This is a genomic window from Lachnoclostridium phytofermentans, from assembly GCF_000733755.1.
In the GTDB taxonomy this organism is placed as follows: domain Bacteria; phylum Bacillota; class Clostridia; order Lachnospirales; family Lachnospiraceae; genus Lachnoclostridium; species Lachnoclostridium phytofermentans_A.
The window spans coordinates 1,144,810-1,159,338 of sequence record NZ_JPOF01000003.1 but is presented as its reverse complement, the minus strand read 5'-3'; the positions used below and the strand labels follow the sequence as shown (position 1 = coordinate 1,159,338).

The window sequence follows — 14,529 nt, the reverse complement described above, 5'->3', positions numbered from 1 at the left end:
GGACAAGCATGGTTCGAGCAAAAATCGGATATTTCCTAGTTGTATTTTTTTTAGGGCTTTTATCCATTCTTTATGATGAATATATTATGATGTTTGTTTTCCTCACAGTGTTTATGATATCTGTTTTACTATGGATAATAATGCTTTATGTGCGAAAGTTCGTGGATATTTCTTTAACTTGCGATAGTTCTATCGTACAAAAAGGAACACCATATCAAATGGTGGTACGAATCACGAATCGATCAATCTTTCCAGTATCCCTAATCAGGATGAATTTATCGTATCAAAATCAATTTGAAGGAATACAGCAAGAGGAGAAGATGATTGCTATCGTAGATTCTTCCTGTGAGCAAAGTCATACATTTACCATGACATCGGATTATTGTGGGATTTTACAGTTTTCATTAAAACATGTGAAGTTTTATGATTTTTTGGGTCTCTGGTGTGTTAGGAAAAAAAACAAAGAGGAGTTAACTGTTACAGTACTTCCGAATATCCATGTTATAGAGGAATCTCTCGTGCTGGATAATCCAAGTGTGCTAATAGAAAGTGAATTATTTTCAGCAACACAAAGTGGAGATGACGTATCAGAAATATTTGGCTTAAAAGACTATGAATATGGTGATAAAATGAATCGTATTCATTGGAAGTTAAGTTTAAAAGAAGATAAGTTGATGGTGAAGCAGTATGGTTTGCCTATCAATTGTTCGGTTGCCATATTTTTTGATACTCATTTTAATATAAATGGAATTCCTTCGATTTTACCGATAGAATACCTAGATAGGATGATGGAAACAATGGTTTCGTTATCCTTTTCTATGATTACGCAAAAGCAAATACATTTTCTTGTTTGGCAGGACCCTGTTAAGGATATTTGTAAACGATTCCGTATTGAAAATGAAGAGGATTTGTATGAGATTCTGGCTATTTTATTTTCCAATAGTCGTCTCCCTCAAGAGAAAAGTTTAGCGGTTTATCATGAGGCTCAATATAGTAAAGAGCAGTACACTAACATATTTTATTTAGCCGGCATGGAGATAAGGGATGCTACCCAAGCAATGGTCAGGAGTAGGAAAAATGCTTGGACTCACTTTATCTATATGCAAAATAATCACACAGAATCCGTGGCGCTTGAACAAGGAATGACAGCGTCTTTTCTTTCCGCAGATAATCTTTATATGGAACTTAGAATGCTACCAGGGGAATGGAGGGGAAAATAGTTGAGTCATAAGAAAAACAAATCAACAAGTATCCGTATCAATGATAGCATTCGTGTTTCGTCAAATCGTTCTGGAAAGAAGTTATGGTGGAACTGGATGTTAGAATACATGATCGTATTCACCGGAGCTGCCTCTGTTCTATATGGCTTTGCATTGGCCTTTTCCTTACCACTAAATCACAAGTTATTTGTTTTTATTGGTCTTGTGATAACCTTTATTCTAATGGGATTGTGTGAAGGAGGTAAAATAACTCGTTACGCATGGCCGATTAGTTTTGCTTTTGCTACTTATGTGATATGGAAACTTATCGATATTATAGTAAATGGGTTCTTTTATGTAGAGAATGCAATTCTTAGACAAATAAATCAGTATTTTGGTTTACGGCTATATCTTTACGTAGCAAAAGGGGATCAAAGTCTATGTGTTACAACCTTTTTTTTGGTTGTCTTTGCAATTTTTTCGCTAATATTATCACTTATTGTATGGAAACGCTGCACACGTATGGCATACCTTTTACTTGTAATTGTAGTCTATGGTTCCATTTTATTGCTAGGGATTGTACCACCTTGGAAACCATTTCTACTCACGTTATTAGTGGTCTATGCAGTGGAATCGATGGACTATATTCCGGTCTCTATGCATAGATTTAATCGAAAGAACAAGCAAGCGAGAATCGGATTTGAAGGAAAAAAGCAAGTTGTGCGTATAAAATCTGCCCTAACAATTAGTGCGGTAACGCTGCTTTCCATGCTTCTTGTTTATAGTATCTTAACACCCTATAATTATGAAAAAAAAATAAATTTTAAAGAACAGAAGCATAAGATTCAAAACTTCTTAAATGACTTTTCGTATGAAAATACCATGAATATGTTAAAGGAGAAATTTGGCGAGATTCCTTTATTCAACGATAAAGACAAAGCTTCTGGAGGGCTTAATAGTGGCAAGATTAATCAGGTTGCTGAAGTCGTATTCTCAAAGGAAACAGCACTCCGTCTAACACTTAGTAAGGATTTTAATTGGTGTTATCTAAAGGGGTATGCTGGTGTTTCCTATGGGGAAGATCATTGGGGTGATTTAACAAAAAAAGAGCAGGAACGTTATAACAAAATACAGGAAAAATATCAAGGGTATTATAATGGGGATGATCTGGCTTCACAGTTTTTGGAAGCGGTATTGGATACGAAATACTACAGAGATCAATCAATACACCTTACGAGTAACGCAATAAATCTACAGGCAGATTTACAAAGCATGAGTATTGAACATGTAAATGCGAATGATAAATTTCTTTATGCGCCGTATTTTACACAGCATTTCTCACTCGATGAGGTATCTATGGTGGGGGATCAATACTTTCGCCCGGTAAAGCCACAGAATAATTATGAGGTTTCAAACATCTATCATCTACTTGAGTACTATGATTTGAATAGTATTGCCTTAGATTTAAGTTATAAGGCAGAGGGATTACATGATTATCCTGTGAATAGTGTAAACTCGATATGGTCTTATGAAAAAGAATATCGTGAGTTTGTTTATGATGTTTATACGAAGTTACCTAGTGAAGGGTTATCACGTCTCAAAGAGCTAGTATTTGAATCGGATGCCACTGGAAACACGAGAAAATTAGAAATGATAAGCAGTGTTATTTCTTATTTGAATTTAAATACGGATTATTCTTTGTCCCCTGGATTGGTACCAAAAGGAAAAGATTATGTAGAATATTTTTTATTTGATAACCAGATAGGGTATTGTGCTCATTATGCATCCTCTGCAGTGCTCATGTTACGTAATAATGGAGTTCCAGCACGTTATGTGGAAGGCTATATTGTAACGGGGGAAGATGTTAATAATGGGGGGTATAAAGAAACATACGGTACGCAGATAGATGGATATAAGATTGTTGACATTAAGGATACGAATGCACATGCCTGGGTGGAGGTGTATTTTGACGGTATAGGATGGTTACCTATTGAAGTTACCAAAGGGTATAGTAACTCAGGAATATCAGAAATATTACCAGAAGTAAATGAAGATAAACTTTCTCCTACAGCGACTAAAGCCCCAACAAAAGCCCCAACCAATACCCCAACAAGCACAATATCACCAACGGAGACGATTGCTCCACAACCTACCATTTCAGTCAGTATTCCGCCAAAACAAAACGATGTAGGAAAACCAATAGAAACAGTGAAATCAAAGATAATACCATGGTATATTTCAATTCTCTTATGGTTAGTAACCTTAGTCGTAGTTATTGGTATATTGATTTATATTAGGTATCGATTGATATGGTATCAAAGAACCATGAAGCTTAAAAAGGGCACAAATCAAAAGCGAGTATTAGCATGTTATCGAGAACTAGAAGAAATTCTTGATTATCTCGGTTATGAAAAACGAAATGTAACATCTTATCAAGATTATGCAATCGAAGTAGAAAAATTATGCCCACTACTACCAAAAGGGTATCAGCGTGTGGTATTAATTGCATTACGTGCGAGGTTCTCGAAACTAGAGATAACAGAAAAGGACCTTTCTTTTGTTTTGTTATTCTACCGGGATATTAGAGTCAGAATATTTAAAGAAAAAAATAATATAAACCGTTTTTTCTTAAAATACTGGAAATGTTTATAAAAATAGGTATAATTTTTGATATATTTATGTTATAATGAAGGTGACGAAATAGTCAAGTTGAAACACTACACTGGACTCGCAATTTAATAGAATGGAGTGATAGTATGAACAAGGTGATAACAATTAGCAGGCAATACGGCAGTGGTGGTAGAGAAATAGGAGCTAAGCTGGCCGCAAAGCTTTCGATACCGTTCTACGACAATGAAATTATTACTAGAGCAGCCAAGGAAAGTGGATTCGCTGAAGCAGCATTTGAGAATGCAGAAAGTAAAGCAACGAACAGTTTGTTATATTCGATTGCAATGGGGATGAATACGTATGGAAATCAAGAATTAGGATTTTCTCACTTGTCCTTAGATGATCGAATCTACCTTGCACAGTCGGATGTGATAAGAAAGGTTGCTGCAGAAGGTCCTTGTGTTATAGTAGGACGTTGTGCTGACTATATTTTAAAGGATATGAAGAATGTGGTGAATGTCTTTGTGTGGGCGGATTTACCATTTCGTATTAAGCGAGCAATTGAGGTGGATAACTTATCATCGAACAGAGCGCAGGAAAACATCTTAAAGATTGATAAACGTAGGGCAAATTATTATAACTATCATGCTTCTGAAAAATGGGGTAGAGCAGAAAATTATCATTTATCGTTAAAGAGCAGCTATATTGGTATTGATAATTGCGTGGACTGCATTATCGAATTTTTAAAACATGCACAGCAATAAGAGAAATATTAGTGATAATTAGCATATTATTATAGGACTAACCTAGAGAATATGTAAATAAGTAGTTCAGCACTCCGGATGGTGATTAGTATTCTATATCATCATCCGGTTATTCATGATAAGGAGGAGTTTTTGCTCTTTTTCTAGTTAGGATGAATAGAGAATTGTTACTTTTTTAAACTGCTAACATCAAATGTAACATTTAATTTATAGGATTTAAGAAAAATGTAAGATTTCTGATGGAATGTTAGTAAGATTTATCCGTTACTATTAAGTGTGATATGTATGCTCCGTACAATATAATGACGAAAAATTGAAAGAAAGAAGGTGGGAGAATGGGAGATAATAAAGTTATTGAGAAACAGGAGCAAAATAAGGAACCTGAGAAGGTTATTGAAGTGAAACATGTGAAAAAGGTCTATCGTATGGGTTCAGAACGAATTTGTGCGGTGGATGATGTTAGCTTTGATATATTAAAAGGTGAATTTTGTTGTCTGCTTGGTACTTCTGGTTCTGGAAAGTCGACGTTACTAAATTTGATGGCTGGAATAGAAAAAGTTACGAGCGGACAAATTATTATAAAAGGCAAGAACATTCATAAGATGAATGAAAATAATCTTGCAAGATTTCGTCAAAACTTTCTTGGGTTTGTGTTTCAATCCTACAATCTCTTAAATTCTATGACCGCATTAGAGAATGTTGAATTCCCTCTGGTATTTAAAAAAGTTCCACTTAGGAAACGTAAAAAAGCCGCAAAGGAAATGCTCACTAAGGTTGGTCTGGGTACAAGATTAAAGCATAAACCAAAGCAAATGAGTGGTGGTCAGCAGCAGAGAGTTGGTATTGCAAGAGCGTTTGTGGCAAAACCTGAGATTGTCTTTGCGGATGAGCCTACAGGTAACTTAGATACCAAAACCACAATGGAGGTTATGGATCTAATTAAACAAATTGCCAGAGATAATAAGCAAACGATTGTTATGGTTACACATGATAAACGTCTCGCGGGGTATGCGGACAAAATTATACATATTTTGGACGGGAAAATTCAGGAGGTTGAGATACTTCGTGATATAACAAAGCCGGAGGAATCTGGCGAATCTAGCGAGCAGAATTTGAAGTTTTTCTCTGAAGAGGAAGAGAGCGTCACAGAGGACACAAAAATCGAGGACGCAAAAATTGACGAGACAAAAATGGAGGACGCACAACAACTTGTTAGTGCTACAACGGAAGATAAAGAGGAGAATTAAGTAATCGGAAAGTTAGTATGAAAGGTTTATTGAGTAAGGCATATAGAAATTAACAACAATGAGCTTATATGATATGAGTAGAGATGTTGTTGGCTTGGGAAATATGTAACTGACCAAATGGTATTATTCTTGTACTATAAAACTTTGAAATGTAAAAAGTTTGCGTAAGAATGCAGGTAAAAAGAACGTATAGCTTGATTATTAAATTTGAAAGAATAGGAAAGAAGAGGGATGAGAAATGAAAGTGAAGAAGTTAATGGCATTGTTTCTGATATTCTCCATGGTTTTTGCGGGATTCGGAAATGCAGTCACCGCAAAAGCGGAAGCAGATAAGGTTTATATTAAGTTAAGCGATAGTAAGAAAAAAGTAATTGATGCGAACCCTGGTGAAGTAACGCATGTTAAGATTCCAGTTGTAGCAACAAGAACTTACATACAAAAACCTCAAATTGTGGCAAGGCCAGCTGATGATGCGCCGTTTACAGTCGGAGATGTTACTATTACAAACCAAAATGTAACTGGTGAAGTTCAAGGCATTAGTACCATGGATGGTGGATTCTTAGAGTTTGACATTACGATGAAAGATAGTGCTGGTATTGGCATATACGATCTTAATATCAATTTAGAATACACTAGTATTGAATTTGACGAAATTAATGGACAATATCCAACCATTAATACTTCCTTACCTTTAACCGTTAGAGTTACGAAGGAAAAAGCACCGACACAAATTACTATTGATAAAATTTCCTATGATGAAGATGCAGCAGCCATAGGGAATAGTTTTGATTTATCCTTTGTAGTAAAAAATGAAGGTGAGATTGCAGCATATAATACTTATGTAACTTTAGATTATAAAGAAAGTGGAATGATTCCAGGTTATACGATAGAGAGTATTAAGGTTGGTGATTTAAAGGCTGGTGAGAGTAAAACAATTAAGGTACCAGTTAAAGTATTACCAACTGCCAAAGAAGGACTTCAAACAATATCTGCTAATTTTACGTATAAGGATATTGAAAGAAAAGACGGCAATGTAAGTAAGAGTATCTACATTACTCTTAAAAAAATCAGCACAGGAACTTCTGATGATGCAAAACTTACCATTGAAAGCAATTCAGTGAACGATAAAGTGTTAGCAGGTTCCTCCTATCAATTAAAAGGATCCATTGAAAATATCGGTAAGAAAAAAGCTACTAATGTAGTGATTTCAATTGCTGGTGGAGTAGGTGTGACAAACGGCATTATTCCAAATTATGAATCCGAAGGAATTAAGGTTGACGATATTACAGCAGGTGGCAAACACAATTTTACTATACCACTATTAGTAACAGATTCCGCTACAGCAGGATTACAAGAAATCTCAGTTCAAGTAAGCTATACAGATAGTGAAGGGGAAACTCGTTCTGCAGTCACCAAAGCATATCTTACTGTAGTAAAACCAGAGACTCCAGAACAGACTGGAGAGGTTATCATTAGTGGAGCAGTTCAAAATCCATCTTCTCCAGTGGTTGGTCAAAAACTTTCTGTGACATTTAATGTACAAAACAAAGGAAATTCAACAATCACAGACGTAACATTATCTGGTCAGGAATTAAGTAGTGCAGGATTTGAGCCACTTGATTCTCAGGCTGTTAGAAATATTGGTTCATTAAAAGCAGGTGAAACAAGAACAGTTACGTTAGATTTTAAAGTAGGAGCAAACATTGTAGAAGGTTTAAATACCTTAACTATCGGTTGTGACTATGTGGATGGAAGTGGATCAAAACAATCCATGAAGACACCGATTTACATCTTAAATGTAATAAATGATTCTAACAGTAAACCAAAGCTTATTATAAGTGGATACACTGTAGATCAGGAAGAATTAAAAGCAGGCTCTACTTTTAACTTTACCTTTAATATTAAAAACACTCATATGTCAAAGTCTGCAAAGAATATTAAAGTTACTGTAACACAAGCAGATAATATATTCTCAGCTACTCAAGGTAGTAATAGTTTTTATATTCCAAGTATTGAACCAGGAACAGAGTATGAGCAAACAATGAATATGAAAGTGAAGTCAGATGTTACGACAGGGGCTTACGAAATTGAGCTTACTTTCGAATATGAGTACGATGGAATGAGCAAGGTAGATCTAGAAACAGGTGGTGTTAAAACTACAGATAAATTAAAACTACAAGCGGTAGAGAACCTTAGACCTTCCATTCAGAATTTTGCTGTCGGTATGTATGGTGAGATGCCATCTATAGGTATTTCAAGTACGATGACATTTGAATTCATTAACATGGGTAAATCTCCATTAAATAACGTAAGGTTTTCATTAGATGGAGATTTTACACTAGATAATGGAGGAACAACTTTCTATCTTGGTACAATACAACCAGGTAGCCCAGAGTATGTAGAAATACCAGTTATGCCTCAGGTAGAAGGAACGGCTTCTGGTACCTTATACATTTTATTTGAAGATAGTACTGGAGAGGAAGTTTCTCATCCATATGAATTTAGTGATATTTTTGTAAATAGTAGCTATACCCCAGAGACACCTCCGATTGACGATATTCCAGGTTTCAATGAGAATCCAATCCCAGAGGCACCTAAGGATATCATGGCTCCATGGCTATTTGTTGTGATTCAGCTTGCAATCTTGGCGATATTCATACCAGTTGTACGCTTAATAGTAATAAAGATTCAGAAAAGAAAACTTCATAAACAAGACAGTAATTTCTAAGAAGGGGATGAGAAAAAATGGTTAATATAGAATTTTTGCAACAAACAGTAACAGGTAATAGTTCAGCGAATAGTTCCTCTACTACAAACAGTTCCCCAGATGCCAATGTGACAATACAAAACCAGGGAGCTTCCGATACGGTTGATTTGACAGGAGACGGAGCAGCTGATGGAGCAGTAGACGGAGCAGCTGATGGAGCAGTAGACGGAGCAGTCGATGGAGCAGTAGACGGAGCAGTTGATGGAGCTGCTGATGGAGCAGCTGATGGAGCAGTGGACGGAGCAGTCGATGGAGCAGTCGATGGAGCAGTAGACGGAACTACCGATGGAGCAGTAGACGGAGCAGTTGATGGAGTGGTAGACGGAGCAGTCGATGGAGCAGTTGATGGAGCAGTAGACGGAGTAGTCGATGGAAGTATTGATGGTATGATGGATGGATCCTTAGAGGGTTCCATGGGTGGAGATATGATTGGAGAAGTTCCAGTAACTAGTGCAAAAGGAACTGTAATGTCAAGTTGGCCTTTTGTAATAGGAATCACATCTGTTACGTTAGTACTTAGTATTGTAATCGGTATCTTGTTGGCAAAGAAGAGAATCAAAAAAGGACTTGATCTGTATGAAGATTAGTGATTTGTTAAAAATGGGTTTAAGAAACCTATTTCGTAGAAAAGCAAGAACTGCATTAACAGTCGTTGGTATGGTAATCGGCACAATCTCAATCGTGGTCATGATATCCATTGGTATTGGGATTGATAGTGTATACGAGGAAGCTGTCATGTCAAATGGTAGTCTGTCCTTAATCAATGTGTATCCTACTGGCGGAAATGGTGGCTTTTATATTTCCTCATCGGATGGTGGTCAACAAAAGCAAGTTCAACTTGATGATGATATCATTGAGCAGATAAGACAGATTGAGAATGTAAAATTTGTATCACCGATTATCAATAAATATGTGACTCCAATGAGTGGGAAATATCAGTCTTGGCTCGATTTGATGGTAGTGGATTTCTCTGTACTGAAAGAATTTGGTATTCCCATGTTAGAAGATGGATCCTATCCATCGAAGGAGGTTAAAACAAAAATCTTATTAGGTTCTAATTGTCTAAGGGATTTTTATGATTATTCTTCTAGATATGGAAAGACGAAGACAATTGACCTATCAAAAGATAAGGTAACCTTCACGTTCCAAGACTATGCACAAAATGATAAGAAACGACCATATAAAGTTACAATAAATGATAATTATGCTTATTTTACAAACGATGAAAATACGATGTATTCCTACAGTGGTTTCATGGATATTGACTATTTTAAGGAAATCTATACAAAGTATGCGAATACCTTAAAAGTTGAGGATAGAAAAAAAGCAATGAAGTCAATCGAGACTTATTCTCAAGCTTGGGTAAATGCAGATAATATTCGTGATGTTAATAAAGTCGTAGAAGAAATTCAGGCATTAGGCTTACAGGCTTATAGTGCTATGCAGGAACTTGGTCCAATGATTGAAACTGCGGATATGTTAAAGAATGTATTTGCTGGTATCGGTTTAATTGCAATGCTTGTCTCTGCAATCAATATTGCAAATACAATGATTATGTCCATCTATGAGCGAACAAAAGAAATTGGTGTCATGAAAGTACTAGGTTGCGTAGTCCGTGATATTAAAAAACTGTTTTTATTTGAAGCAGGTATGATTGGTCTGATTGGTGGGGGTATTGGTATTGCATTTAGTTACGTGGCTTCATGGGCGGTAAATAAATATGGTGGGAAATTAATCTCCAGTATCATCCCAGGAAATGGCTGGTATGTTGACGGAACCGGAACAGATTTTTCGCAAATTCCATGGTGGCTTCCTATCTTAGCAACTTCATTTGCTATTTTAGTAGGTGTTATAGCGGGTTATATTCCTGCAAGACGTGCTACAAAAATTAGTGCTATTGAAGCAATGAAAACAGAAGGCTAAAAGGTTATTAAGTTTATTAATAGGAATTGATAGCCTGAGGGCTAAATAATTTGTAATTTGTTAAGAGATAACGAACCAATAAGTTAAAATTAAACTGATGATTTAAAGTAAAATGGATTACCCAAAAAGCGTAGCAATGGCTGTTGTACTATTGCTACGCTTTTGGTTGCTTTTATACTAAGATAACTTGTGTAGAAACAGCAATTTATAGGATAATACATAGAAATAAAATAATATACCCTTGTTTCACTTATTTAAATGGTATATAATTCATGACATGGAAGCATGGCAGATATAACTTCTCTAGGGATAATTTAGTATAATGAGAGAAGCTTAAGACCATGATTTATATAAATGTACTGCTTCTTTAAGAAATAGAAAGGCAAAAGAATCTATGCACAAAAGTAATACAAGAAAAATAGCACTCTATGGGATGTTGATTGCACTTGCCTTTATTCTAAGTTACATTGAAACTCTGATTCCAATACCAATTCCTATTCCCGGAATTAAGCTTGGTTTAGCTAACATTGTTGTGTTAATAGGATTGTATGCACTTGGAGCAAATGCAGCATTTAGCTTATCTGTAGTGAGAGTACTTTTAGTAAGTTTGACCTTTGGTAATATGTCAATGTTTTGGTTTAGCATGGCAGGAGCTTTCTTAAGTCTATTCACCATGATTTGCCTAAAGAAGATAAAAGGTTTTAGTATGATAGGTGTTTCTATTGCTGGCGGTGTTGCCCATAATGTGGGTCAGATTATAGTAGCTATGTGTGTGCTAGGAAGACTTATTATATTTCAACTTCCATATCTGATTTTAGGGGGAATTGGTATGGGAACAGTGATTGGAATTGTAGGAGCAATTGTTTGGAAGAAGTTATCGAGAGCAATAAATCAATGGTAAAGACACTGAGATAAGGTTAAGAGGTATTGGTAATTTACAGGGAATTGCAAAGTGGTTTCCTATAAACATTAGTCAGAAAAATATATCAGTACAGGAGAATAAGAAGATGGCTACGATTCGAGATATTTCGTTAAAATGTGGGGTATCAGTCTCAACGGTAAGTAAAGTATTAAATGGATATCGAGAAATAGGAGAAGAGACCTCTAAAGCGGTTATGAAAGCAGCAGAGGAGCTTGGGTATGTACCAAACTCTTATGCCAGACAACTGAAACTTAAAAAATCATATAATATTGGTGTATTATTTGATACCCTATCTGTTTATGGATTAAAAAATGAATACTTTGCACACATTTTAGCCGCACTTAGAGAGAATGCGAGTCGTGGTGGTTATGATATTACGTTTATTGAGAACAATATAGGAAATCGTAGAATGACTTATCTTGAGCATTGTAAATATCGTAACTTTGATGGAATTTGTATTGTATGTGCTGACTTTACCAACCCTGAGGTATTAGATGTAGTGAATAGTGATTTTCCAGTTGTTACAATTGATCATTCGTTCAATGAAGCAATCAGTATCTTGTCGGATAACACCGGTGGTATGAGAGAACTGGTGGAATATATTGTTTCGATGGGGCATAAGAAAATAGCCTATATCCATGGAAATAAGAGTTCTGTAACTCATAATCGTTTGGTTGCATTTCACCAAGTATTGGCGGAACATGAAATTCAGATACCAGAAAGTTATATGAAAGAAGGCGAATATCGTCTTGCTGAGTCGGCTGAGGAATTTACGTATGAATTATTAAACCTTTCGGATAGGCCAACCTGCATTATAGCTTCTGATGACTACGCGGCGCTTGGAGTTATTAAAGCTATTAAGCGAGCTGGACTAAGGTTTCCAGAGGATATATCGGTAGCAGGATTTGATGGCATCTCTATCTCTCAAGCTCTAGAACCAAAGTTAACCACAGTGAAGCAGGATACAGAAAAATTAGGGGAACATGCAGCAAAAAAATTAATTTGTTTAATGGAAAGTCCTATGTCTACCCCTTTGGAGAATATTGTGTTAAGGGCAGAATTAATGATAGGCGATTCTGTTAAAAAACTTAGATAATATAGAAAGGAGCCACCATGGCAAAAGAATTAAAAAAACGTAGTGAAGTCGCTATAGAAAATACATGGGCTATGGAAGATTTATTTGCAAGCGATGAACTATGGTACAAAAATCTCGAAGTATTAAAAGAATATAAGGAAAAATTATTAACGTTTAAAGGAACACTTGGTAGCAGTGCTAAGACATTACTAGAGTTTTATCAACAAGTAGAGGAATTATTAAGATTATTAGATGACTTGTTAAATTATTCTTCAAGAAAACATGATCAGGACACCAAAAATTCCACTTATCAAGCGATGGATGGCGCGATGATGACTGCTTATGTAGAAGTATCAGAAGCTCTTTCTTTTGAGACTCCTGAAATTATATCGATACCAGACGATAAGTTAGAAGAATTTTATCAAGAAGAAAAAGGCTTAGAATTATACCGTCGTCATATAGATTCACAAAGAAGAATGAAGGAACACGTACTTTCAGATGCAGAAGAGAGGTTGCTTGCTGCTGCAGGAGAGATGGCATCTACACCAGGCAGCATTAATTCAGCACTGAATAATGCTGATTTAGTATTCCCTGAGATTACAGATGAGGATGGTGATAAGGTTCGTGTTACTCATGGTAACTTTATTCCATTCATGGAAAGCAAAGACAGAAGAGTACGAAAAGAAGCTTTTGATGCACTCTATAGTGTATATGAGCAATTTAAGAATACGTCAGCATCTATCTTAAATTCGCAGGTGAAGCAATTACAATTCTTTGCAAAGGCTAAAAAATACAACACTACGATTGAAGCAGCTCTTGATGTAACAGAAGTACCAGTATCGGTATATCATAGCTTAATCGAAGCAGTAAATAAGAACCTACATTATCTTCATCGTTACATGGAGATAAGAAAGAAAGTTCTTGGCTTAGAAGAGCTTCATATGTATGACCTCTATACCCCAATTATAGAAGAAGCAGACAGTAAAGTAAGTTTTGAGGAAGCAAAGAAGACAATCATAGAAGCGTTAAGACCATTAGGAGAGGATTATATCCGTATCCTAGAAGAAGGTTTTAATAGTCGTTGGATTGATGTTTATGAAAATGAAGGAAAGCGTAGTGGTGCATACTCCGCTGGTGCAAGAGTTCATCCTTATGTATTGATGAATTATTCGGATACTCTTGATAGTATGTTTACGTTAGCTCATGAAATGGGTCATGCATTACACTCTTATTTGTCTAATCATACTCAGCCAACAATTTATAGTGAATATGTTATCTTTGTTGCTGAAGTAGCATCTACCTGCAATGAAAATCTGTTAATGCAATATTTGTTAAAGAATACAACAGATAAGAAAAAGAGGGCGTATTTAATCAATCATCTTCTTGAAAATTATCGTACTACATTATACCGTCAGACAATGTTTGCTGAGTTTGAACTACTCATTAATACAAAGTCAGAACAGGGGGAAACACTGACTGCTGATATGCTTTGTGAAGCTTATCGTGGATTAAACGAGAAATACTATGGAAAAGATGTTGTAATTGATGATAAGATTGCGATTGAATGGGCTAGAATCCCTCATTTCTATTACAATTATTATGTATTCCAGTACGCAACAGGATACTCTGCTGCAGTAGCATTATCAAACCGTATCTTAACAGAAGGGGAGCCGGCAGTGAAGGATTATTTGCAATTCTTAAGTGGCGGAAGATCAGCAGATCCAATTTCCTTATTAAAGATTGCAGGAATTGATATGAGTACCTCAGAACCAGTAGAAGAAGCCCTTAAGAAGCTTGGAGATTTAATAGATGAGTTTGAAAGCTTAGTATAGTTAAGAAACACTATTGCTTCTGTGCTAGAATTTTCTAGAAATATTAAAGTTATCAATAGATAGAGAAAGGAGGGCTGTTGCAAAATAATGAAAGAATTCTTATTTTGCAACAACCCTCTTTTTATTCATGACAAGGAAAAGTTCGCGAAGCGTGCTTTTTCTTGTTGTTATCAAAGAAAACTTACGAAGA

General features: G+C 35.8%; 10 protein-coding genes. All 10 read left to right on the top strand.

The window, feature by feature from the left end; genetic code table 11:
* Positions 1 to 8: 8 nt before the first annotated feature.
* The 10 genes from CC92_RS0110465 to pepF all read left to right on the top strand — a co-directional run bounded on the left by CC92_RS0110465 (position 9) and on the right by pepF (position 14,339).
* On the top strand, positions 9 to 1,220 hold the full coding sequence (locus CC92_RS0110465) for a DUF58 domain-containing protein (protein ID WP_029502935.1): 1,212 nt from the start codon (positions 9 to 11) through the stop codon (positions 1,218 to 1,220).
* Positions 1,221 to 3,851, top strand: a complete 2,631-nt coding sequence (locus CC92_RS0110460; protein WP_029502936.1) for a transglutaminase-like domain-containing protein — start codon at positions 1,221 to 1,223, stop codon at positions 3,849 to 3,851. It abuts the gene before it with no gap.
* Positions 3,852 to 3,955: 104 nt separating this feature from the next.
* Positions 3,956 to 4,573, top strand: a complete 618-nt coding sequence (locus tag CC92_RS0110455; RefSeq protein WP_029502937.1) for an AAA family ATPase — start codon at positions 3,956 to 3,958, stop codon at positions 4,571 to 4,573.
* A gap of 335 nt (positions 4,574 to 4,908) precedes the next feature.
* The gene (locus tag CC92_RS20940) at positions 4,909 to 5,820 is read left to right on the top strand and encodes an ABC transporter ATP-binding protein (RefSeq protein ID WP_029502938.1); all 912 of its coding nucleotides are present in this window, start codon (positions 4,909 to 4,911) and stop codon (positions 5,818 to 5,820) included.
* Positions 5,821 to 6,058: 238 nt separating this feature from the next.
* The gene (locus CC92_RS0110445; protein WP_029502939.1) at positions 6,059 to 8,548 is read left to right on the top strand and encodes a COG1361 S-layer family protein; all 2,490 of its coding nucleotides are present in this window, start codon (positions 6,059 to 6,061) and stop codon (positions 8,546 to 8,548) included.
* A 17-nt stretch (positions 8,549 to 8,565) separates the two neighbouring features.
* Complete coding sequence (locus tag CC92_RS21620; protein ID WP_051650716.1) at positions 8,566 to 9,174, top strand: hypothetical protein; 609 nt, start codon at positions 8,566 to 8,568, stop codon at positions 9,172 to 9,174.
* On the top strand, positions 9,164 to 10,510 hold the full coding sequence (locus CC92_RS0110435) for an ABC transporter permease (protein ID WP_029502941.1): 1,347 nt from the start codon (positions 9,164 to 9,166) through the stop codon (positions 10,508 to 10,510). Before CC92_RS21620 ends, CC92_RS0110435 begins: the two co-directional genes overlap by 11 nt.
* Positions 10,511 to 10,904: 394 nt before the next feature.
* Positions 10,905 to 11,411, top strand: coding sequence for a Gx transporter family protein (locus tag CC92_RS0110430; RefSeq protein WP_029502942.1), 507 nt, complete (start codon positions 10,905 to 10,907; stop codon positions 11,409 to 11,411).
* A gap of 106 nt (positions 11,412 to 11,517) precedes the next feature.
* Complete coding sequence (locus tag CC92_RS0110425; protein ID WP_029502943.1) at positions 11,518 to 12,528, top strand: LacI family DNA-binding transcriptional regulator; 1,011 nt, start codon at positions 11,518 to 11,520, stop codon at positions 12,526 to 12,528.
* 17 nt (positions 12,529 to 12,545) lie between these two features.
* Positions 12,546 to 14,339 (top strand): oligoendopeptidase F, encoded by a 1,794-nt coding sequence (pepF, locus tag CC92_RS0110420; protein WP_029502944.1) that lies wholly within the window; start codon positions 12,546 to 12,548, stop codon positions 14,337 to 14,339.
* The last annotated feature ends 190 nt before the right edge of the window (positions 14,340 to 14,529 follow it).